This is a genomic window from Zoogloea sp. GDB6, from assembly GCF_056724105.1.
Window position 1 is genome coordinate 3,289,287 of the sequence record NZ_CM161497.1, and the last position, 22,475, is coordinate 3,311,761.

General features: G+C 67.1%; 23 protein-coding genes and 1 pseudogene. 17 read left to right on the forward strand and 7 right to left on the reverse strand.

The window, feature by feature from the left end; all coding sequences use genetic code 11:
* The first annotated feature begins 1 nt into the window (after position 1).
* The 17 genes and pseudogenes from AC1PQG_RS14995 (at position 2) to AC1PQG_RS15075 (ending at position 13,939) form a co-directional block, all read left to right on the forward strand.
* A complete protein-coding gene (locus AC1PQG_RS14995) occupies positions 2-649 on the forward strand; it encodes a pyrimidine 5'-nucleotidase (RefSeq protein ID WP_481123019.1) in 648 nt (215 codons plus the stop codon).
* A gap of 36 nt (positions 650-685) precedes the next feature.
* Positions 686-1,762 carry a 3-deoxy-7-phosphoheptulonate synthase gene (locus AC1PQG_RS15000; protein WP_481118625.1) on the forward strand — a complete coding sequence of 359 codons (1,077 nt, stop codon included), beginning with the start codon at positions 686-688 and terminating at the stop codon, positions 1,760-1,762.
* Positions 1,762-2,592, forward strand: a complete 831-nt coding sequence (gene serB / locus AC1PQG_RS15005) for a phosphoserine phosphatase SerB (protein WP_481118626.1) — start codon at positions 1,762-1,764, stop codon at positions 2,590-2,592. The genes AC1PQG_RS15000 and serB overlap by 1 nt, the downstream gene beginning before the upstream one ends.
* A 250-nt stretch (positions 2,593-2,842) precedes the next feature.
* On the forward strand, positions 2,843-3,379 hold the full coding sequence (locus tag AC1PQG_RS15010) for a C40 family peptidase (RefSeq protein ID WP_481118627.1): 537 nt from the start codon (positions 2,843-2,845) through the stop codon (positions 3,377-3,379).
* Positions 3,380-3,472: 93 nt separating this feature from the next.
* The gene (gene aat / locus AC1PQG_RS15015; RefSeq protein WP_481118628.1) at positions 3,473-4,177 is read left to right on the forward strand and encodes a leucyl/phenylalanyl-tRNA--protein transferase; all 705 of its coding nucleotides are present in this window, start codon (positions 3,473-3,475) and stop codon (positions 4,175-4,177) included.
* A 4-nt stretch (positions 4,178-4,181) separates the two neighbouring features.
* Complete coding sequence (locus AC1PQG_RS15020; RefSeq protein ID WP_481118629.1) at positions 4,182-4,922, forward strand: arginyltransferase; 741 nt, start codon at positions 4,182-4,184, stop codon at positions 4,920-4,922.
* A 10-nt stretch (positions 4,923-4,932) separates the two neighbouring features.
* Positions 4,933-5,406 (forward strand): hypothetical protein, encoded by a 474-nt coding sequence (locus tag AC1PQG_RS15025; RefSeq protein WP_481118630.1) that lies wholly within the window; start codon positions 4,933-4,935, stop codon positions 5,404-5,406.
* A gap of 54 nt (positions 5,407-5,460) precedes the next feature.
* Positions 5,461-6,474 (forward strand): quinone-dependent dihydroorotate dehydrogenase, encoded by a 1,014-nt coding sequence (locus tag AC1PQG_RS15030; protein WP_481118631.1) that lies wholly within the window; start codon positions 5,461-5,463, stop codon positions 6,472-6,474.
* Between the two features lie 98 nt (positions 6,475-6,572).
* Positions 6,573-7,157 carry an electron transport complex subunit RsxA gene (rsxA, locus tag AC1PQG_RS15035; protein WP_481118632.1) on the forward strand — a complete coding sequence of 195 codons (585 nt, stop codon included), beginning with the start codon at positions 6,573-6,575 and terminating at the stop codon, positions 7,155-7,157.
* Between the two features lie 29 nt (positions 7,158-7,186).
* On the forward strand, positions 7,187-7,738 hold the full coding sequence (gene rsxB / locus AC1PQG_RS15040) for an electron transport complex subunit RsxB (RefSeq protein WP_481118633.1): 552 nt from the start codon (positions 7,187-7,189) through the stop codon (positions 7,736-7,738).
* 1 nt (position 7,739) lies between these two features.
* Positions 7,740-9,438: pseudogene (gene rsxC / locus AC1PQG_RS15045) on the forward strand (electron transport complex subunit RsxC).
* Positions 9,439-9,456: 18 nt separating this feature from the next.
* Positions 9,457-10,479 (forward strand): RnfABCDGE type electron transport complex subunit D, encoded by a 1,023-nt coding sequence (locus AC1PQG_RS15050; protein WP_481118634.1) that lies wholly within the window; start codon positions 9,457-9,459, stop codon positions 10,477-10,479.
* 2 nt (positions 10,480-10,481) lie between these two features.
* The gene (gene rsxG / locus AC1PQG_RS15055; RefSeq protein ID WP_481118635.1) at positions 10,482-11,141 is read left to right on the forward strand and encodes an electron transport complex subunit RsxG; all 660 of its coding nucleotides are present in this window, start codon (positions 10,482-10,484) and stop codon (positions 11,139-11,141) included.
* Between the two features lie 15 nt (positions 11,142-11,156).
* Positions 11,157-11,864, forward strand: coding sequence for an electron transport complex subunit RsxE (rsxE, locus tag AC1PQG_RS15060; RefSeq protein WP_481118636.1), 708 nt, complete (start codon positions 11,157-11,159; stop codon positions 11,862-11,864).
* 8 nt (positions 11,865-11,872) lie between these two features.
* Positions 11,873-12,505, forward strand: coding sequence for an endonuclease III (nth, locus tag AC1PQG_RS15065; protein WP_481123020.1), 633 nt, complete (start codon positions 11,873-11,875; stop codon positions 12,503-12,505).
* A gap of 79 nt (positions 12,506-12,584) precedes the next feature.
* Positions 12,585-13,013 (forward strand): DUF1841 family protein, encoded by a 429-nt coding sequence (locus AC1PQG_RS15070; RefSeq protein ID WP_481118637.1) that lies wholly within the window; start codon positions 12,585-12,587, stop codon positions 13,011-13,013.
* 53 nt (positions 13,014-13,066) lie between these two features.
* Positions 13,067-13,939 carry an SDR family oxidoreductase gene (locus AC1PQG_RS15075; protein WP_481118638.1) on the forward strand — a complete coding sequence of 291 codons (873 nt, stop codon included), beginning with the start codon at positions 13,067-13,069 and terminating at the stop codon, positions 13,937-13,939.
* A gap of 22 nt (positions 13,940-13,961) precedes the next feature.
* Here the strand turns inward: AC1PQG_RS15075 and AC1PQG_RS15080 are convergent, their stop codons facing one another.
* From AC1PQG_RS15080 to purM, 7 genes are all read right to left on the reverse strand, one after another.
* Positions 13,962-15,077, reverse strand: a complete 1,116-nt coding sequence (locus AC1PQG_RS15080; protein WP_481118639.1) for a YbdK family carboxylate-amine ligase — start codon at positions 15,075-15,077, stop codon at positions 13,962-13,964.
* Entirely contained in the window at positions 15,067-16,290 is a 1,224-nt protein-coding gene (locus AC1PQG_RS15085; protein ID WP_481118640.1) for a cation:proton antiporter, read from the reverse strand. The genes AC1PQG_RS15080 and AC1PQG_RS15085 overlap by 11 nt, the downstream gene beginning before the upstream one ends.
* Positions 16,291-16,501: 211 nt before the next feature.
* A complete protein-coding gene (locus AC1PQG_RS15090) occupies positions 16,502-17,710 on the reverse strand; it encodes an ABC transporter permease (protein ID WP_481118641.1) in 1,209 nt (402 codons plus the stop codon).
* Complete coding sequence (locus AC1PQG_RS15095; RefSeq protein WP_481118642.1) at positions 17,707-18,426, reverse strand: ABC transporter ATP-binding protein; 720 nt, start codon at positions 18,424-18,426, stop codon at positions 17,707-17,709. The genes AC1PQG_RS15090 and AC1PQG_RS15095 overlap by 4 nt, the downstream gene beginning before the upstream one ends.
* The gene (locus AC1PQG_RS15100) at positions 18,423-19,718 is read right to left on the reverse strand and encodes an efflux RND transporter periplasmic adaptor subunit (RefSeq protein WP_481118643.1); all 1,296 of its coding nucleotides are present in this window, start codon (positions 19,716-19,718) and stop codon (positions 18,423-18,425) included. The genes AC1PQG_RS15095 and AC1PQG_RS15100 overlap by 4 nt, the downstream gene beginning before the upstream one ends.
* Positions 19,715-21,157 (reverse strand): efflux transporter outer membrane subunit, encoded by a 1,443-nt coding sequence (locus tag AC1PQG_RS15105; RefSeq protein ID WP_481118644.1) that lies wholly within the window; start codon positions 21,155-21,157, stop codon positions 19,715-19,717. Before AC1PQG_RS15105 ends, AC1PQG_RS15100 begins: the two co-directional genes overlap by 4 nt.
* 197 nt (positions 21,158-21,354) lie before the next feature.
* Complete coding sequence (gene purM, locus AC1PQG_RS15110) at positions 21,355-22,389, reverse strand: phosphoribosylformylglycinamidine cyclo-ligase (RefSeq protein WP_481118645.1); 1,035 nt, start codon at positions 22,387-22,389, stop codon at positions 21,355-21,357.
* Positions 22,390-22,475 lie beyond the last annotated feature (86 nt).

Sequence of the window (22,475 nt, forward strand, 5' to 3'; positions counted from 1 at the left end):
CATGCACCCAGTCTGGCTGTTCGACCTCGACAACACGCTGCACAACGCCAGTCCGCACATCTTCCCGCACATCAACCGGAGCATGACGGCCTACCTCATGCGCCAGCTCGATCTGGACGAGGCTGCGGCCAACCGGCTGCGCGTGGATTACTGGCGCCGCTACGGCGCCACCCTCACCGGCCTGATGCGCCACCACGGCACCGACCCGCGGCATTTCCTGCACGACACCCACCAGTTTCCCGACCTGCCGCGGATGGTCGTCTTCGACAGCGCGCTGCGCCACCTGTTGCGCCGCCTGCCGGGCAAGAAGATCGTCTTCTCCAACGGCCCACGGCACTACGCCGAAGCCGTGCTCGACATCATGGGCATCCGCCATCTGCTGGCCGACGTCTATGCGGTCGAACAGATGCGCTACCACCCCAAGCCCAAGCGGCGCGGCTTCCTGCACCTGATCAAGGATCACCGCCTCAACCCGGCGCGCTGCATCCTGGTCGAGGACAGCGCCGAGAACCTGCGCACCGCCAAGCGCCTCGGCATGCGCACGGTATGGATCAGCCGCAGCCTGCGCCAGCCCGATCACGTGGACGTCCAGCTGCCCAGCGTGCTCGGACTGATGCGCCATACCATGAGATCCGGCGCTTCGGGGTAAAATACCGGATTCCGCTACTCATACAGCGAGTCCGCCATGCCCTTCGCCCAAACCGAAAACCTGAACATCGCGGCCTTCGACCGCATGCCCTCCCCCGAGGAAATCACCGCCAGCGTGCCGCTCACCGACAAGGCTGCGCAGGTCGTCCTCGAAGGCCGCCAGACCCTGCAGGCCATTCTCGACCGCAAGGATCCGCGGGTTTTCGCCGTTGTCGGCCCCTGCTCCATCCATGATCCGGTTGCCGGCCTGGACTACGCCCGCCGCCTCAAGAAGCTTGCCGACGAAGTCTCCGACACCCTGGTACTGGTGATGCGGGTCTATTTCGAGAAGCCGCGCACCTCCACGGGCTGGAAGGGTTACATCAACGACCCCCATATGGATGACTCCTTCCGCATCGACGAAGGCATGGAGAAGGCCCGTCGCTTCCTGCTCGACGTAAATGAAGCCGGGCTGCCCGCCGGCACCGAAGCACTGGATCCCATCGCGCCCCAATACTACGGCGATCTAATCGCGTGGACCGCCATCGGCGCCCGCACCTCCGAATCCCAGACCCACCGGGAAATGGCCTCCGGCCTGTCCACCCCGGTCGGCTTCAAGAACGGCACCGACGGCTCTCTCGAAGCCGCCGTCAACGGCATCCTGTCGGCCTCCAGCCCGCACAGCTTCCTTGGTATCAACAGTCAGGGCCAGTCCTCCATCATCCGTACCCGCGGGAACCCGTACGGTCACGTCGTGCTACGCGGCGGTGGCGGACGTCCGAACTACGACACAGTATCTGTCTCCCTAGCCGAAAAGGCGCTGGTCAAGGCCAAGCTGCCGGCCAACATCGTCATCGACTGCTCCCACGCGAACTCGTGGAAGAACCCCGACTACCAGCCGCTGGTCATGCGCGACGTTGCACACCAGATCCGTGAGGGCAACCGTTCCATCGTCGGCCTGATGATCGAGAGCAACATCGAGGCTGGCAACCAGCCGATCCCCGCCAACCTCAGCGAACTGCGCTACGGCTGCTCGGTGACGGATGCCTGCGTGGACTGGAGCACCACCGAGGAAATGATCCGCAATACACGCGACATCCTTCGGGAGGCCCTGGCCCAACGGAGCGCTGCCTGATGAATCTCGTCGTACAGGGACCGCAGGTCGAAACCCGCGCCCTGAAGGATCTGGCCGCCCTGACGGCCTCCGAAGGCATTGGCCGCATCAGCAACACCGCCTTCCGGCTGCTCGGCGCCACGCCCCACCCGGAGGTCGCCGGCTACTGCGAACAGCACGCACTGGATTACGCCTTCGTACCCGACAACCAGCGCCTGACCGATTACCGCCTGTTCGTCACCGACATGGACTCGACGCTGATCACTATCGAGTGCATCGACGAAATCGCCGACATGCAAGGCCTCAAGCCGGAAGTCGCCGAGATCACCGAAGCGGCGATGCGCGGCGAACTGGATTTTCGCGAATCCCTGACCCGCCGTGTCGCACTGCTCGCCGGCCTTCCCGTGGCGGCACTTGAGCGTGTCTTCAGCGAGCGCCTCAAGCTCAATCCCGGCGCCGAGGCGCTGATTGCCGGCCTCAAGCAGGCAGGCATCATCACGGTGCTGGTATCTGGTGGCTTCACCTACTTCACCGAACGCCTGCAGCAGCAACTGGGTTTCGACTACGCGGTGGCCAACGAACTGGAGATCGAGGACGGACGGCTGACCGGACGGGTAAAGGGCGAGGTAGTGGACGGGGAGGTCAAGCGCCGGACGCTGCTGCAGGTCTGCCAGCAGCGCGGCTTCACCGCCGACCGCGTCATTGCCGCGGGCGACGGGGCCAATGATCTTCCAATGCTCGCGGAAGCGGGCGTCGGCATTGCCTATCACGCCAAACCGGTCGTCAGAGAAAAAGCCGACTATGCACTGAACCACAGCGGCCTCGACGGCATCCTGAACCTGTTTGCCTGACAGCGAAATTAGTGCGACTGGCACGAGCGCGTCGCTGCAGAAAGCCGAAGGGCCCTTCGATGGAGGCATGCCGACCGGTACGGCCTGCCTCCCGCGCGGCCTCCTGAACGTTGCTGCTCGCGACCAGTGCGAAACCGATACTAGCGATGGTTTGTCAGGAACTCCGTGCAGCAATGCACATGCTGCACGGCACAACTTAATGTATGTCGAAAATCTTTACACTGATCAGTCCATTGGGTATAGTTATTTGATGCCTATCAAAAAGACGATACTCGGCTTTTTTGTAGCGATCGCGTGTTCCGGCGCGGTCCTTGCGTCGGAGCCCTCCAATCCCGCCAACGACGAAGCCCTTCCGGCTTCCATGTTCGAGCGCTACACCGATTCGATCCGCAATCTGGTCGACCGTAGCCTGAACTTCCTTGGCGTTCCCTACCGCTTCGGTGGCACCAGCCCGCTCACCGGATTTGACTGCAGTGGTTTCGTCGGCAAAGTGTTCGCCGATGCCCTCGGCTTCGGCATGCCGCGCACGGCCGCCGAAATGTCCCAGATGGGCGAGCAGGTCAAGTTTGCCGAGCTGAAGCCGGGCGATCTGGTGTTCTTCAACACCATGCGCCGCGCTTTCTCCCACGTGGGCATCTACCTCGGCAATTACCAGTTCGTGCATGCACCTTCGACAGGCGGCGTTGTCCGCGTCGAGGACATGCGTCTCGACTACTGGGCGGCCCGCTACGACGGCGCCCGCCGGGTACTGCCCAACGGCCAGTCGCGCCAGCCGCAATCCAACTGAACACGCAATCCCGTCGAGCGCACGGCGCGGGCCGCATTCCGGCTTGCGCCTGATATCCTGTCCGGATCCGGTTCGTACCGCACCTGATCCGACATGATTCCCTGGCTCGGCAACAAACCCGCCTTTCCATCGGTCACCCGAGCGCTGCGCGAGCCCAACGGGCTGCTGGCTGCAGGCGGCGCACTCACTCCCGAATGGCTGCTCGCCGCCTATCGGCACGGCATCTTCCCGTGGTTCAACGACGGCGAACCGATCCTGTGGTGGAGCCCGGATCCCCGCATGGTCGTCTTCCCTGATCAAGTCCGCGTCACCCGCTCCCTACGCAAGACACTGCGCAACGCCGCCTACGAGATTCGCCTGGACCACGACTTTCCGGCGGTGATCCGCGCCTGCGCCGCGCCACGCGATCCCCGCGGCGGCACGTGGATTACGCCCGAGATCCAGGACGCCTACATCCGCATGCACGAACTCGGCTATGCGCACTCGGTCGAAACGTACATCGACGGCGAGCTGGCCGGCGGGCTTTACGGCATGGCAGTGGGACGCGCCTTCTACGGCGAATCCATGTTCAGCCGACGTACCGACGCCTCGAAGATCGCCTTCGCGCATCTGGCCCGCTTCCTTGAGCAACGGGAATTTCGCGTGCTAGATTGCCAGATGACGACCTCGCACCTGGCTTCGCTGGGTGGTCAGGAGATTTCGCGCGCGACCTTCGTCCAACTGCTCGACGAAGCCACGCAGGAAGGCCCGCCTCCGGCGCGCTGGCCAATGAACGGAGCACAAGCCCCCTGGACGTAGCCCCATGCTGAAGGACTATCCCTACTCGCTGCTGCAGTTCTACGCGACGGCGCCCTACGCGTGCTCCTACCTGCCGGACCGCCAGGCCCGTTCCCAGGTCGCCACCCCCAGCCACCTGATCGACACGCCGCTGTACAGCGAGCTGGTGCATACCGGCTTCCGCCGCAGCGGCATCTTCACCTACCGCCCCTACTGCGACACCTGCCGCTCGTGCATTCCGGTGCGCATCCCGGTGGCCAGCTTCACGCCCAATCGCAGCCAGCGCCGCGCCTGGGCGGCTCATGCCGACCTGCATCCGCGCGAGATGCCGTTGGAGTTCATCGAGGAGCACTACACCCTCTACCAGCGCTACCAGGCCACGCGCCACGCCGGCGGCGGCATGGACCAGGACAACCGGGAGCAGTACGCCCATTTCCTGCTGCAGAGCCACGTGGACAGCCGCCTGCTCGAATTCCGCGAGAACGGCATCCTGCGCATGGTCAGCGTCATCGACTGCCTGACCGACGGCCTGTCCAGCGTCTACACCTTCTACGACCCCGATACGGCCCACGGCAGCCTCGGCACCTTCGGCATCCTGTGGCAGATCGAGGTGTGCCGCCAGCTCAAGCTGCCCTATCTTTATCTCGGCTACTGGATCCGCGACAGCCGCAAAATGGCTTACAAGGCGCGCTTCCGCCCGATCCAGGGACGCATCGGCGGTCAGTGGCAAACCCTCACCGACGCCGATCTCGACAAACTCGACTGAGCTCCCCCCGATGCACTTTCTGCTACGCACGGCCGCGGCCGTACACCTGCTTGCCTGCGCCAGTATTGCCGCAGCCGCGCCCAGCCTCGACGATATCCAGAACGCCCCACACCAGGACTGGCTGACCGTCTCCGGCGTTTCACATCATTTCCAGCCCGACCGCCGGGACTGGCGGGAATTCAATCCGGGCGCGGGCTTCGAGCGGGCGTTCACCGGCACCCCATGGGTTGCCACCGCCGGCTACTTCCGCAACAGCTACGACCGCAACACCTTCTACGCCGGAGCCCGCTGGATGCCGCTGCAGGCCGGCCCGTTCCGCTTCGGCGCCTTCGGCCTGGTCGGCACCGGCTACCCGTCGCCGGTGCTGGTCATCCCGACCGTCTCGGCGGAATTCGGCCGCGTCGGCGCCAACCTCGTCGCCTTGCCCAACCTGCCCGGCTACAGCGGCTACCTCGGTCTGCAATTCCGCTTCGCCCTCGACTGAAACCCGAAACAGGGTTTAGAAACAGGACTTTGCCGCGCTGCGGTAGAATGCAGGATGCTCTACGAACTCGCACGCCCCATTTTCTTCTCCCTTGACGCGGAGACCGCCCACGAAACCGCCCTCGCCGGCCTGAACCTTGCCGGCCGCCTGCTGCCCGCCGGCAAGCCGCTGCCCGCCAGGCCGGTGGAGGTCATGGGCCTGCAATTCCCGAACCGCATCGGCATGGCCGCCGGTCTCGACAAGAACGGCGAGATCATCGACGGGCTGGCCCGCATGGGCTTCGGTTTCATCGAAATCGGCACCATCACCCCGCGCGCCCAGCCCGGCAACCCCAAGCCGCGCATGTTCCGCCTGCCCGAGGTGAAGGGCATCATCAACCGGATGGGCTTCAACAACCACGGCATCGACGCCCTGATCGGCAACGTGGAAGCCGCCAAGTTCAAGGGCATCCTCGGCATCAACATCGGCAAGAACGCCGACACGCCAATCGAGCGCGCCGCCGACGACTACCTGATCTGCCTCGACAAGGCCTACCCGCTAGCGAGCTACATCACCGTCAACATTTCGTCGCCCAACACCAAGAATCTGCGCCAACTGCAGGGCGAATCCGAACTCGACGCGCTGCTCGGCCAGCTCAAGGCACGCCAGGCCCAGCTGGCCGACAAACACGGCCGCTACGTGCCGATCACCCTCAAGATCGCCCCGGACCTGGACGACAGCCAGATCACCAACATCGCCGACGCGCTGCGACGCCACCGCATCGACGCGGTGATCGCCACCAACACCACGCTGGCCCGCGACAAGGTGCAGGGCATCCGCTACGGCGACCAGCAGGGCGGCCTGTCCGGCGCGCCGCTGTTCGAGGCCTCCACTGCCGTCGTCGCGGCCCTCGCCAAGGCGCTGCAGAATGAAGTCCCGATCATCGCCGCCGGCGGCGTCTTCGACGGCCGTCAGGCCCGCGCCAAGCTGGAGGCCGGTGCCAAGCTGGTGCAGATCTACAGCGGCCTGATCTACCGCGGCCCGGCCCTCGTACGCGAAGCGGTCGAGGAGACCAAGGATTTCGTCTGAAATCGCACACTGGCCGCCGTGCCGCCCGCACCGGGCTTGAGTGCAGCACGGCCGGCGCGGGATAATCCCAACTTATCGTCACTCCGACACCGACAGCCATGAGTAGCTACCTTTTCGTGATCCTCGGCGCGGTTCTGGTGAATAACGTCGTCCTCGTCCGCATCCTCGGCCTGTGCCCCTTCATGGGCGTGTCGAAGAAGCTGGACGCCGCGATGGGCATGGGGGCCGCCACCACCTTCGTGCTGACCCTCGGCTGCGGCACCAGCTACCTCATTGACCACTACGTGCTGATCCCGGCCGGGGTCGAATACCTGCGCACGCTGGCCTTCATCGTCATCATCGCCGCCATCGTGCAGGTCACCGAACTGGTCATCCAGAAGACCAGCCCGGTCATGTACCAGGTGCTGGGCATCTACCTGCCGCTGATCACCACCAACTGCGCGGTGCTCGGCGTACCGCTGCTCAACGTGTCCCTGCGCCACGATCTGGTCGAGTCCCTGCTGTTCGGCTTCGGAAGCTCGGTCGGCTTCTCGCTGGCGCTGGTGCTGTTCGCCGGCATCCGCGAGCGCCTGGACGGTGCCGACGTGCCCGCCCCTTTCAAGGGCACGGCCATCGCGATGATCACCGGCGGGCTGATGAGCCTGGCCTTCATGGGCTTCGCCGGCCTCGACAAGTACCGCTAACCCCCTGTCATTCCGCTCCCGGCCCCGCCATGCTCACCGCCCTTCTCGTGATGACCGCCGTCGCCCTGGTGCTCGGGGCACTGCTCGGCTACGCCTCGCTCAAGTTCAAGGTCGAAGGCGACCCGCTGGTCGAAAAGATCGACGCCATCCTGCCGCAGACCCAATGCGGCCAGTGCGGCTTTCCCGGCTGCAGGCCCTACGCCACCGCCATCGCCTCCGGCGAGGCCGACATCAACCAGTGCCCACCGGGTGGCGAGGAAGGCATCCGCAAGCTCGCCGACCTGCTTGGCCGCGAGTTCAAGTCCCTGTCCGAAGAGCACGGCGTCGAAAAGCCCAAGTCCGTCGCGGTGATCGACGAAAACACCTGCATCGGCTGCACCCTGTGCATCCAGGCCTGCCCGGTGGATGCCATCGTCGGCGCCGCCAAGCAACTGCATACCGTCGTGGCCGGCGAATGCACCGGCTGCGAACTGTGCGTCGCCCCATGTCCGGTGGACTGCATCGCCATGGAACCGATCACCGAGACCGTCGACACCTGGAAGTGGCGCTACCCGGTTATCCAGATCAAGCAGGCCGCCTGAGATGCTGCGCAAACTCTTCAAGTTCCACGGTGGCGTCAAGCCGCAGACCCACAAGGCCGAATCCACCACTCAGCCGATCGCTCGGGTACCGCTGCCGGAGCAGCTGGTGATCCCGCTGCACCAGGCGGTCGGCGGCCATCCGCGCCCGCTGGTCGCTCCGGGCGACAAGGTCTTCAAGGGCCAGCGCATTGGCGGCGCCGATGGCAGCCTGTCTTCCGCCGTGCATGCCTCCACGTCCGGCATCGTGCGTGACGTGGCACCGGCGCTGATGCCACACACGTCGGGCCTCACGACCCTATCGGTGATCATCGAGCCCGACGGCGAAGATCGCTGGGGCGAGCTGGACAAGGTCAATTACCGTACGACGCCCCCCGACGAACTGCGCGACTTCCTGCGCGACGCCGGCGTCGTCGGCCTCGGCGGCGCAGTCTTCCCGAGCTACGCCAAGCTCAAGCCCGGCAAGGAAGGCCGCCTCAAGACCCTGGTCATCAACGGCGCCGAGTGCGAGCCCTTCATCACCTGCGACGACCTGCTGATGCGCGAACGCGCCGACGACATGCTGAAGGGCATTGTCGCCATGCGCCACATGCTGCAGGCCGAAGAAGTGCTGATCGGCATCGAGGACAACAAGCCGGAAGCCGTCGCCGCCGTGCAGGCCGCCATCGCCGCCAGCGGCCAGAGCGGCATCCAGGCCGTCGCGATCCCCACCCGCTACCCCGCCGGCGGCGCCAAGCAGCTGATCCGCGTGCTCACCGGCATCGAGGTGCCCCACGGCCGTCGTTCCACCGACTTCGGCGTGCAATGCTTCAACGTCGGCACCGCCTACAGCATTTACGAAACGCTCGAATTCGGCCGTCCGCTGATCTCCCGCGTCGTCACCGTGGCCGGCAACGTCAGACCAGCCGCGCAACTACGAAGTCCTCATCGGCACGCCGATGGACCACGTGGTGCGCCTGTCCGGCGCCCGCCCGGACACCGACCGCTACATCATGGGCGGCCCGATGATGGGCGTGCGCCTGCCGGCCTTCGACGTGCCGGTAGTCAAGGCCACCAACTGCATCCTGGTCGGCAGCCCGGCTCTATTCCCGCCGCCGCCGCCCGAGATGCCGTGCATCCGCTGCGGCGAATGCGCCAAGGCCTGCCCGGCCGACCTCGCCCCCTTCGAGATGTACTGGTTCTCGCGCTCGAAGAACTTCGGCAAGGCCCAGGAATACCACCTTTTCGACTGCATCGAATGCGGCTGCTGCAGCTTCGTCTGCCCGTCCCACATTCCGCTGGTGGACTACTTCCGCTTCTCGAAGAGCGAGATCTGGGCGCGTGAGCGCGACAAGTCCTCCTCCGATGCCGCCCGCGACCGCTTCGAGTTCAAGAACTTCCGCCAGGAACGGGAAAAGCAGGAGAAGGCTGAGAAGCTCGCCGCCAAGGCCGCCGCGACGCGCGAAAAGGTCGCCGCCGACAGCCAGGCCGGCACGGCCAGCCCTGCCGCCGAAGCGCCCGACACAGCCAAACCAGCCGCCCCGTCCGCCGAAGACACCAAGCGCGCGCTGATCGCCGCCGCGATGGAGAAGGCTCGCCAGCAAAAAGCCCAGGTCGCACCGAAGAACACCGAACAGCTCAGTGCCGAAACCCAGGCCGACATCGACGCGATCGAAGCCCGCCGGGCGGCCTCCGCAGCCACGCCCCCGACTCCGGACGCCTGATCCAGGCCACGCACACCGATGATCAATTCCCCCTTCGTCCGCAAACCGGCCAGCGTCCAGCAAGTCATGCTGCAGGTGCTGCTGGCCCTCGTGCCCGGCATCGCCGCCTACGTGTGGTTCTTCGGCGCCGGCATCCTCGTGCAGCTCACCCTCGCCTCCGCCGCCGCGCTGGCCGGCGAGGCCGCCATGCTGGCGATCCGCGGCAAGCCCAAGGCCCTGTTCCTCAGTGATCTGTCGGCCATCGTCACCGCCTGGCTGATCGCCCTCACCTTCCCGCCAATCGTGCCCTGGTGGCTCACCGTCACCGCCACGCTGCTGGCCATCGTGGTCGTCAAGCAGCTCTACGGCGGCCTCGGCCAGAACCCCTTCAACCCGGCGATGGCGGCCTTCTGCCTGATGATCGTCGCCTACCCGGCGCTGATGTCCCAGTGGCCGGCCGCCGGCCAGCTGGATTTTTCCAGCCAGCTGCAGCTGATCTTCGGCGGTATCCGCCAGGTGGACGCAATCACCGGCGCCACGCCCCTCGACGCCCTGCGCACCGCGCTGCGCGCCGCCGCCAATCCCGACTCCCAGCTTCACGGCCTGCGCGCTTCCCAGCTGATGGACGGCCCGGCCTACGGCATGCTCGGTGGCAAGGGTGGCGAATGGGTGGCCCTCGGCTTCCTGCTCGGCGGCCTGTGGCTGCTGCAGCGGCGCATCATCACCTGGCACATACCCGGTGCCTTCTGCCTCGCGCTGGCCGCCTCGGCAGGCCTGCTGTGGGCGGTCCGCCCCGAGGGCTTCGCCTCGCCGGTCTTCCATCTGGCCTCCGGCGGCGCCATGCTGGGCGCCTTCTTCATCCTCACCGATCCAGTGTCCGGCGCCACCACACCCCGCGGCAAGCTGCTGTTCGCCGCTGGCGCCGGCGTGCTGACCTTCGTGATCCGCGCCTTCGGCGCCTACCCGGACGGGGTCGCCTTCGCCACGCTGCTGATGAACCTGTGCGTGCCGTTGATCGACATGAATACCCAGGCCCCGGTCTTCGGCCACAAGAAGGATTGAGCATGAGCCAGCCGACCATCCTGGGCCTGTCCACCCGCACCGCCGGCGCGATGATGGCCTTCACGGCCGCCTTCACGGCGTTGATGGCCTTCACCTACGAGGCCACCCACGAACAGATCGCGGCCTCCGCCAACGACGAGAAGATGAAGCTCGTCACCGAAGTGCTGGCCTCCGACGCCTACGACAACACGCTGCTGGACGACTACGTGCAGCTCGGTCCGACCCGCGAGCTGGGCCTCGACCACGGCGGCCGCGTCTATCGCGCCCGCAAGGCCGGCGCCCCCGCCGGGCTGCTGCTCGAAGCCACCGCACCAGACGGCTACAGCGGCAACATCGAGCTGATCGTTGCGATCCGCCCGGACGGCACCGTCAATGGCGTGCGCGTCGTAGCCCACCGGGAAACCCCCGGCCTCGGCGACTACATCGATCCGAAGAAGGACAAGGACAAGAAGTCCCCGTGGATCGGCCAGTTCGCCGGCCTGAGCCCCGCCGCGCAGCCTCTCGACGCCTGGAAGGTGAAGAAGGACGGCGGCCAGATCAACAGCCATGCCGGCGCCACCATCAGCGCCCGCGCGGTGACCAACGCCGTCGCCCGTGCCGCCCGCTATGCCGGCACCAACCGGGAGCGCCTGTTCGGCGCGGCCACCGGCGCATCCCTCTGACAAGGAGCGACAACCATGGACTTGCGTGCCTATCGCGACATCGCCTGGAACGGCTGGTGGAAACAGAACCCCGGCGTCGTGCAGATCCTCGGCATGTGCCCGACGCTGGCCATCACCACCAGCATCGTCAACGCCGTCAGCCTGGGCCTCGCCACCGTGCTGGTGATGGCCATGTCCAACCTGGCCTCCTCGCTGCTGCGCAACTTCATTCCCTACGAGATCCGCATCCCGGTGTTCATCCTGATCATCGCCGCGCTGACCACCGTGGTGGATCTGGCGATGAACGCCTACCTGCACTCCCTGTATCTGGTGCTCGGCATCTTCATTCCGCTGATCGTCACCAACTGCATCGTGCTGGCCCGCATCGAAGCCTTCGCTGCCAAGAACGAACCGCTGGCCTCCACGCTGGACGGCGCCGCGATGGGGCTCGGCGCGACGATGGTGCTCACCGTGCTCGGTGCGATGCGCGAACTGATCGGCAACGGCACCCTGTTCTCGGGCATCGAGATGGTCATCCCCGGCGCCCATGAGATCCAGGTCTTCGGCGGCGACTACCCGGGCTTCCTGACCTTCATCCTGCCGCCCGGCGCCTTCTTCGCACTGGGCTGCCTGATCGCCGGGCGCAACTGGCTGGAAGCCCGCCGCCAGGCCCGCGCACGCAGCAATCCGCCGGCCCCGCAGGCACCCGCTGCCCCCGACCCCACCTCCGCCGAGCCCGCCTGATGCCCGACATGCGCCTGGCCGCCGTGGCCGAAGCCTTCCGCCGCCTGCGCGAAGCCAACCCCAACCCGACTACCGAGCTCGAATACGCGACGCCCTACCAGCTGCTGGTGGCCGTGGTGCTGTCCGCCCAGGCCACCGACAAAGGCGTCAACATCGCTACCCGCAAGCTCTTCGCGCTCGCCCCGACGCCGGAAGCCATGGCCGACCTGGGCGAGGAAGGCATCGCCGAGCAGATCAAGACCATCGGCCTGTTCCGCAACAAGGCCAAGAACACCCTGGCCCTGTCCCGCCAGCTGCTGGAGCGCCACGCCGGCGAGGTGCCCAACGACCGGGAGGCCCTCGAAGCCCTGCCCGGCGTCGGCCGCAAGACTGCCAACGTGGTCCTCAACACCATCTTCGGCGAACCGACGATGGCCGTGGACACCCACATCTTCCGCCTCGCCAACCGCACCGGCCTGGCCCCCGGCAAGGACGTGCTCGAAGTGGAAAAGCGCCTGCTGCGCCGCATCCCCAAGGAATACATGCGGGATGCCCACCACTGGCTGATCCTCCACGGCCGCTACGTGTGCGTGGCGCGCAAACCCAAGTGCGGCGAGTGCATCATCCGCGACCTATGCCTGTACCGGGACAAGGCGGACTGAGCGGTCACAGCACTGCCAGCCGTCCGACCACGTGGCAACACGTGATACCTCCAATAAAACCTTACAGCCCCCAACGACCATGTTCGATCCCTCCCGTGATCAGGCCCGCCAGTTCTTCGTCAGCGCCTGGAGCAAGCACAAGAACCGCGAGGTCCTGACCCAGCTCGAGATCATCGCTGCCGACCTGGTGGCCCATCACCCGGAATACCACGCACTACTGGAAGATCCGGACGCGGTGATGAAGGACTTCAGCCCCGAGGACGGGCAAGTGAATCCCTTCCTGCACCTGTCCCTGCACCTGGCCATTGAAGAGCAGCTCTCCATCAACCAGCCGCCGGGCATCCGTGAAGCCTTCGAGCAATGCCAGGCCCGCCACGGCGACCGCCACGCGGCGCTGCACGACGTGCTCGAATGCCTCGGCGAAACGATCTGGAAAGCCCAGCGCGACAAGGCGCCGCTGGACGCCCGCACCTACGTGGAAGCGGTGCGCAAGCGCGCCACCCGCTGAAGCCCTCGCCCGATGCAATGAAACGGTAATCCGCCGGGCCCACCATCGGGCCCATGCATTCCAGTCCGTCCCAGCCCCTCGCGGGCCGCATCGCCCTCGTCACGGGCGCCAGCACCGGCATCGGCCGCGTCACCGCCCGGCAACTCGCCCTTCAAGGTGCCCACGTCTATCTGGCCTGCCGTTCCGAAGCCCGCACCCGCCCGGTCATCGAAGAGATCCAGCGCCTCACCGGCCGCGCCGCTGCCGAATGGCTGGAGCTGGACCTCGCCGACACGCGTTCGATCCGCGCCTGCGCCGCGCGCTTCCTGAGCACCGGCCAGCCACTCCACCTGCTGATCAACAACGCCGGCCTAGCCGGTGCCCGCGGCCTGACCCGGGACGGCTTCGAGATGGCTTTCGGCGTCAATCACCTGGGCCATTTCCTGCTCACCGACCTGCTGCTCGAGCGCCTCAAGGCCTCCGCACCGGCCCGCATCGTCACCGTCGCCAGCCGCGCCCACCGCCGCGCCCCGGCCGTCATCGACTGGAACGCCGTGCAGAAGCCGACCCGCTCCCTGACCGGCGTACGCGAGTACGCGGTGTCCAAGCTCGCCAACGTGCTGTTCAGTGCCGAGCTGGCCCGCCGACTGGGCAGCAGCGGCATCAGCACCTACGCGCTGCATCCGGGCGTCGTGGATACCGAGGTATGGCGCGCCGTGCCCCGCCCGCTGCGGCCGCTCCTGAAGCTGCGCGGCCTGCTCACACCTGAAGAAGGCGCCCTCACCACGCTGCACTGCGCGGTGTACGCTCCCGCCAGCGAGAGTGGTCTGTACTACGCCCAATCCGCAGTGACCACGCCGGCCGACCGCGCCCGCGACTTCCGCCTGGCTGCCGAACTGTGGCGGCGCAGCGAGGAGTGGGTGGCCGACATCGGCCGCCACGGCTGAGGCCGGGCTCGCAGGGGTTTCGTCACTCAGCCCAGCGCAAGCACTGGCGGCGCACGAGCTCGGGCAGCAGCGGATCGGCGCCATAGTGCTCCCGCAGCCACGCCGCGTCGTTCGTACGCGTCGCCGCGTCGTGGGCCAGTGCGGCGCAGGCCGCTTGCGTACCCAGCACGGCCGCATGCGGGCCGATGCGGTTCACCAGCGCGACGATCGCATCGCCGAGCACATGGCGCTCGCCGCTTTCAGGATCGACCCATACCCCCTCGTAGCCGAAGCGGCAGGCCTGAAAACGGTTGAAGGCATACACGAGGTAGTCGTCCTCGGCCGGCATGAAAGGCTTGTCCACCATCAGCCAGCGGGCGATGGTCTGGATCAGCGCAGCCAGACGCGCCGACCGCTCCACACTCAACGGCGTATCCAGCACCCGGACCTCGATCGTGCCGTACTCCGGCTTCGGGCGAATGTCCCAGTAGAAGTCCTTCATGCTCTTCACGACACCGGTCCGCGCCATCTTCTCGAAGTAGGCCTCGAAATCGGACCAGGTCAGCACGAAGGGCGCCCGGCCCGATAGCGGAAAGGCGAAGATCGAATTGAGCCGGGCCGAATCGAAACCCGTGTCGTGGCACTGCACGAAAGGTGACGACGCCGACAGCGCGATCAGGTGCGGGATGAAACGCGACATGCCGTGCAGCAGCCTCAGCGCCTCATCCGGCCCGGGGCAGCCGATGTGCACATGTTGCCCGAACACCGTGAACTGCTTGGCCAGGTAGCCGTACAGCTCGCTCAGGTGCTTGTAGCGGACACCATCGGTGATCTGCCTCTCCCCCCAAAGCTGAAAGGGATGGGCGCCGCCGCCGCAGATGCCGATATCGAGGCGGCGGGCCCCCTCCAGCAGGCCGTTGCGCAGGGCCGTGAGCTGCGCAAGCACATCGCCGTAGTCCTCGCAGATGCCGGTGGCGATCTCGATCATGCTCGACGTGATCTCGGGCTTCACGTCGCCGACGAAGCCCTGCTGTTCGAGCACCCGCAGCAGATCCGGCGCCGCCGCGACAAGGTCGAAGTCATGGGTACCCACCAGCTGAAGCTCCAGCTCGACACCAAGGGTCAGCGCGCGGGAAGTGGAAAAGGCTTCAAGCGGCATGATTATTCCCCCTTCCTGCATTGGTCTCGCCGCAATGGCGCAGCGCCCACTGGGTCGCAATGGGTCCCGCAATCTCCATGACCGCAGCCGCCCCGGCCAGCGCCGCCGCCACATGCCGGCCCAGGTCTGGGAAGGCCAGATACAGGCTGGCGGTCAGCAGGAAGGCCGTGCCCGACATGGGGAGAAGCGCAATACCCAGCGCCACCGACTGCCCCATCGACAGGCCCGACAACCGCCCGAACAACACGCTGCCGCCCACCTTCGCGGCTGCCCGCAGGACCACCACCGTCACGCCGGCGAGGCCACCAGCGACGATCAGGCGCCAGTCCGCCGCCATGCCGTTCACCACGAACAACAGCACCACCAGCGCGCCGCCTGCGGTGCCGAAGTGGCGCGGCCACAGGCACGGGCGCAGGTCACGGCTGCGCAGCACCATGCCGGCCAGCAGCGGCACCAGGATCGGCGACGCACCGGCCAGGCGGACCAGCACCAGCGCCAGGAACAACAGGCCGATAAGCAGCAGCACACTGTTCTCGTTGGCCAGGTCGAGGCGCCGCCGCGCGACGCCAACCGCCGCAGCCAGCAGCAGCGCCAGCACGAAGGTGCTCACCAGATAGCGCAGCGGCGCCTGCAGGGACTGCAGCACATGCTGCCCATGGGCCTGCCCGAGCAGCGCGAGCAGCACCTGCACGGCGAGCACCGCGTAGATCGTGTTGAGCGCCGACAGCATCAGCAGGCGCTCGGTCACCTGGCCGCGGGCATTCAGCTCGGAGGCCACCCGCATGACCACCGCCGGCGAGCTGACCATGCACACGGCCCCCACGGCGATCGAGCTACCAAAGCCGAGCCCGAGGTAGTGGCCGATGCCGAACACCATCACGAAAGTCATGCCGGCTTCCGCGAGGCTGGTGGCGATCAGCCATGGGTTGTCACGCAGCCAGTGCAGATGCACCCGGCTGCCGAGTTCGAAGAGGAGGACGGCCATCGCCACCTCGAGACCGTGGCGGAAACCTTCCGACAGGGCCAGCCCGCCCGCGTCGAGATGATTCGATGCGAACAGACCGACCAAGGTATAGCCGACGATACGCGGCCAGCCGAACAGGCGGAACACCGCTTCGCCTGCCAATGGCGCGATCACCAGCAGCATGGCCAGCCAGAAGCTGGTGTCGAGGGGAGCAATCCAACCGGGAAGAAAAGAAAGATCAGGCGCCATGCAATCTCCTACCGGACGATCGCACACCCGGTAGCAAGCACTGGGCGCGGATCATCGAAGAACGGCGAATCATGGATCCCCGCACCCATTCCACCAGGGGATGAGCGCAGGGGGCGTTCTTTGTAGAGGCAACGCGGCGCGGTAAGTTCCGACCTCTGCGCCCCGAAATGGGCTTTGCCAAACGGCAACAAGCCCCACGGCGAGGTCCGGCCTACTCGTGGCGCAGGGCTTCGATGGGGTCGAGGCGCGCCGCCCGACGCGCCGGCACATAGCCGAACAGCACGCCGATGGCCGCCGAAAAACCGAAGGACAGGAGATTGATTGCCGGATTGAACAGGTAGGGCACGTGCATCAGCGCAGCGCCGCCAATGGACGCCAGCGTGGCCAGCACGATGCCGACGATGCCGCCGAGGGAAGCCAGCGCTACCGCCTCGATGAGGAACTGCAGCAGCACCTCCCGCTCCAGCGCGCCGATGGCCAGACGGATACCGATCTCGCGGGTCCGCTCGGTGACCGACACCAGCATGATGTTCATGATGCCGATGCCGCCCACCAGCAGGCTCACCGCCGCCACCGCGCCGAGCAGGCCGGTCATCACCTTGGTGGTGCCGGACAGGGTCTCGGCGATCTGGCGGGTGTCCATCACCGCGAAATCGTCGTTGTCGCCAGGGCCGATATGGCGGCGCTCGCGCATCAGCCAGGTCACCTGGTCCTTGGCGGTGTCCATGGACGCATCGTCGCGCACCGACACCATCAGCGTCGCCACGTCCACAGAGCCGGTGAGGCGGCGCTGCACGGTGCGCAGCGGCATCACCACCAGATCATCCTGGTCGTTGCCCATCGTGGACTGGCCCTTGGATGCCAGCAGGCCGATCACCTCGCAGGAGAACTGTTTGACGCGGATCTGCTGGCCGACCGGATCCTGCCCGCCGAACAGCTCGCGCCGGATGGTGTCGCCGATCACGCACACTGCAGCACCAGCCCGTTCTTCCGCCTCGTTGAAGATCCGCCCACCCGCGATCTGCCACTTGCCGGTGGCGAACCAGTCGCGGCTGGTGCCGGTGACGCCGGACGACCAGTTGCGCGACATCGCCACCAGGGTGACGCTCTTGCTGCTCACCGGCACCACCGCCGCCAGCCCGCTGACCTGGTTGCGCAGGGCCTCCGCGTCGGCCACCTTGAACTGGGCTGCACCGGCCGAATCCCGCCCCGGGCCGAGGTGCTGGCCGGGGCGGATGATCAGCAGGTTGCTGCCCAGGCTGGCGATCTGGTCCGACACTGCCTGGGTCGCCCCGTTGCCGAGGGTGACCATGGTGATCACCGCCGACACGCCGATGACGATGCCGAGGATGGTCAGGAAGGAACGCATCAGGTTACGGCGGATCTCCCGCAGGGCGAGCAGCAGCGCATTCCAGATCATCGCGCCCCCTCCTCCGCTGGCACAGCCGCTTTGCGCGTGTCGCTGGCGATGCGCCCATCGACAAGCCTCACGATGCGGTGGGCGTAGTCGGCCATGTCCGGCTCGTGGGTGACCATCAGCACGGTGATGCCCTGCTCCCGGTTGAGGCCGGCGAGCAGGTCCATGATCTCCCGGCTGCGCTCGGTGTCGAGGTTGCCGGTGGGCTCGTCGGCGAGCAGCAGGGATGGCCCGGTGACCAGCGCACGGGCGATCGCCACGCGCTGCTGCTGGCCGCCGGACAGCTCGGCCGGCGTGTGATGCTCCCAGCCCGACAGGCCGACGGACGCCAAGGCGGCGCGTGCCAGTTCGTGGCGCCGGACCGCCGGCTCGCCGCGATAGAGCAGCGGCAACTCCACGTTCTCCTGGGCCGAGGTGCGCGCCAGCAGGTTGAAGCCCTGGAAGACGAAGCCCAGCGCATGGCGGCGCAACATGGCCCGCTGGTCGCGGCTCAGACTTTCCACCGCCAGGCCGCGGAAGCGGTAGCTGCCGCCGCTGGGCGTGTCGAGGCAACCGAGGATGTTCATCAGCGAGGACTTCCCCGAGCCGCTGGGGCCCATGATGGCGACGAAATCACCCTCCTCGACGGTCAGATCTACGCCGCGCAGGGCCTGGAATGCCGCCGCCCCGCTGCCGAAGCTGCGGGTAACGCCGGACAGCACGATCAGCGCCTCACTCATTTCTTGGCCGCCAGCGCCTCGGTGATCACCTCGGCGCCGGGCGGCAGCGCCGCATCCCCATCCACCGGACGGACCTCGGACACCTGGCCGTTGGTGCCCAGTACGCTCACTTTGACGGCGACCAGCTGGCCGTCCTTCAGCAGCCACAGGGTCTGCGTGCCGTCCTTGGCGGCGTCCGACGCGGCCTTGGGCGGCGGAGCCGGCGGACGCGGCATCAGGCTGGCGAGCAGGCTGCGCTTCTGGGCCTCCTGCTGCACCGGCGGCGAGAAGCGGAGCGCCGTATTGGGCACCAGCAGCACATCCTGGCGGCGGGCGGTGGTGATCTCGGCAGTGGCGGTCATGCCCGGGCGCAACATCAGCTCGTCGTTCTTGACGGAGAGGATGGTCAGGTAAGACACCACCTGGTCCTTGGTCTGGGAGCCCCAGCCAACCCGCGTGACTGTCGCCGGGAAGTTGCGCCCCGGCCAGGCATCCACGTGGAAACGCGCCTCCTGCCCCTCCTTCACCTTGCCCACGTCGGCCTCGTCCACATCCACCTGCAGCTCCATTCGGCGCAGGTCCTCGGCCAGCGTGTACAGCACCGGCGCGGTCATCGCCGCCGCCACGGTCTGGCCCGGTGCCACCTTGCGGGTCAGCACGATGCCGTCGATGGGCGACAGGATCGTCGCCTTTGACAGGCTGATCTCGTAGGTGCTGAGCAGCGCCTTGGCCGACGCGACCGCGGCTTCGGCGGCCTTCTGGTCGGCCACAGCGCGCAGCGCGGCAGCCTCGCCGCTGTCCAGCTCGGCCTTCGACGGCACCTTGCCGCCGGACAGACGCGCCACCTCGCGCAGACGGGCCAGGCTGGCCGCGGTCTCTGCCACCGTCGCCTCGGCCTGGCGCACCTTGGCCTCGGCCGCAGCCAGGTCGGCCTTCGACTGCCTCACCTGATCCTTGAGCTTGGAAGTATCGAGGCGAGCGATCACCTGCCCCTTCTTCACGTGGTCGTTCACGTCCACCAGTACCGACTCGATGATGCCGGACAGTTCGCTGCCCACGTCCACCGAGTTGGTCGGCTGCAGGTTGCCGGTGGCCGACACGTTGATGACCAGCTCGCCCTTGCGAACCGGCTGGGTGCGGTAGTGCGGCCCTTCGTCGCCACCACTGCCGAACAGGGCAAGACCGGCGGCCAGCACCAGCACAGCTGCGGCGCCCCCGACCAGCAGGCGACGGCGTCCGCCGAAACGGCCCTGGCCGCTGCTGAGGACGAGTTCGCGGAGCGCGTCCGCGGACGGGGATTCAGGCTTGTTCATGCGTCTTTTCCGGATTGGGGAACGGCCTCGCTGCGGTCGGCGGACCAGCCGCCGCCGAGGGCCTTGTAGAGCTGGATCAGCGCCGTCACGCGCTCGGCCTCCGCCGAGGCCAGGCTGTCTTCAATGCTGAGCAGGCTGCGCTCGGTCGTCAGCACGGTCTGGAAGTCGATCAGGCCGGAGGCGTACTGGTGGCGCGCCAGCAGCGCCGCGTTGCGGGCCGCCTCGGCAGCGCTGGCCAGGGCCTCGCGCCGCAGGCGGCTGTTGGCCAGCGCGACGAGGGCATTCTGCACGTCCTCCAGTGCGGTCAGCACGGTTTTCTCGTAGGCCGCCAGCTGCTGTTCGCGCACCGCGTCCTGCACCTCGACCTGGGCGCGCAGGCGGCCGGCATCGAACAGCGGCCCGCTGACCGCCGCCGCCAGCGAGCGGGCGACCTGTCCGCCGCCACTGAAGGTGGACAGGCCGAGGGCTTGCAGGCCGATGGAACCGGACAGGCTGAAGGACGGATACAGCGCCGCCTCCGCCTGCCCGACGCGGGCCGTCTCGGCCGCCAGGCGTCGCTCGGCGGCGCGCACATCGGGGCGCTGGCGCAGCACATCCGCAGGGATCAGCAGCGCGGTGGCTTCCGGCAGTTGCGGCAGCAGTCCGCTGCGGGCGCCCTCCGCTACGACCAGCCGTTCATGCAGGCTGCCCGGTGTGTGCCCGGTGAGCAGCGCCAGGCGGTGCTCGGCCTCGGCGCGACCGGTGTCGAGGGTCGGGATCGCTGCCCGGGTGGTTTCCCGGTTGCTGCGCGCCTGTTCTACATCGAGGCTGCCGACCAGTCCGGCCTGGGCGCGCCAGTCGGTGATCTGCAGGGTTTCCGACTGGCTGGCCAGGTTGTCGCGGGCGATCGCCAGGCGCGCCTGGAAGGCACGCAGTTCGACATAGTTGAGGGCCACTTCGGCGGTCAGGCTCACCTGCGTGGCGTGCAGGTCGGCCAGGCCCGCCTCCAGCTCGGCCTCGGCGGCCTCCAGCGCCCGGCGGGTGCCACCGAATACGTCGGGCTCCCAGGCAGCGTCGAAGCCGGCTTCATAAAGCGTGCGGGCAGCACCGAGGGCGGTGCTGCGGCTTACGCCGGCTGATGCATTGAGGGTCGGAAAGCGCTTGGCCGAGGCCAGGTCGCGGCTGGCCCGGGCAGCACGCAGCGCGGCGCGGGCACTCTTCAGGTCCGGATTGGCCTGCAGCGCCTCGTCCATCAAGGCACTCAGTTGCGGATCGGCCAGTTGGGTCCACCAGCGGGCCAGGGCTTGCGGGTCGGCCTGCCGCGTACCCTCCACGGGTACAGACTGCCAGGCGGCCGGCACATCGGGCCGGGGGGCCCGGTAGTCCGGGCCGACGCTGGCACAGGCGGCCAGCAGGCAGGCCAGCAGCGCCGGCACGCGGCGCAGGGATTCGATCGACATAAGGAGAGCGGAAGGGCTGCACACGCTGCGCAGCGACCGGCCGATCATTGCCTTTCTGCGGGTAAGCCGCGGTTAGCCCGCCGTAAAGCTGCGTTAAGGCGGCGCACCGAGAGTGGATTCCACCCCGCAAATGTAAAGCGGGCCACAAGGGCCCGCTTTGATCGAACGCATACTCCGGGGGCCACGCCCCCGCAGGATCAGACCACCACGGTCTGGGCCTGGCCTTCGACACGCGCTTCGATGGTACCCAGCTCGTAGACCGTTTCGCCGGTGGCACGCAGCTGCTCGGCGGCCGCAGCAGCATCTTCCTGAGCGACGATGACGACCATGCCGATGCCGCAGTTGAACACGCGGTACATCTCCTGGGCGTCCACGTTGCCAGCCTGCTGCAGCCACTGGAACAGCGGCGGCAGGGTCCAGGCGTCCTTCTTGAGGACGGCGGTCAGGTTTTCGGCCAGCACGCGGGGCACGTTGTCGAGCAGGCCGCCGCCGGTGATGTGGGCCAGGCCCTTGACCAGGCCATCACGCTTTTCCATCAGCGCCAGCAGGGACTTCACGTAGAGCCGGGTCGGCTCCATGATCACGTCCTTCAGCGTACGGCCATGGAAATCGGCTTCCAGATCGGGCTTGCTGACCTCGATGATCTTGCGGATCAGGGAGTAGCCATTGGAGTGGGCGCCGCTGGAGGCGAGGCCCAGCACCACGTCGCCCGGACGGATCGTGGAGCCGTCGATGATCTTGGACTTGTCCACGGCGCCAACCGCGAAACCGGCCAGGTCGTACTCGCCGTCCGGGTACATGCTCGGCATCTCGGCGGTCTCGCCGCCGATCAGCGCGCAGCCGGACAGCTCGCAGCCGCGGGCGATACCCTCGACGACGGTGGCGGCGGTGTCCACATCCAGCTTGCCGCAGGCGAAATAGTCGAGGAAGAACAGCGGCTCGGCCCCCTGCACGAGGATGTCATTGACGCTCATCGCGACCAGATCCTGGCCGACGGTGTCGTGCTTGTTGAGCTGGAAAGCCAGCTTGAGCTTGGTGCCGACGCCGTCGGTGCCCGACACCAGCACCGGTTCCTTGAACTTCTTGGAGATCTCGAACAGGGCGCCGAAACCGCCGATACCGCCCAGCACCTCCGGGCGCATGGTGCGCTTGGCAAAGGGCTTGATACGGTCGACCAGGGCATCGCCGGCATCGATATCCACACCGGCATCGCGATAAGTAAGGGAGCTCATGGGTTCTGTGATCTTCTTTCAAGAAAATTGCGGGGCGGCCCGGCAGGCATCCAGCAAGGAGGGAATACGCTCTTCGGGTTGAGCGC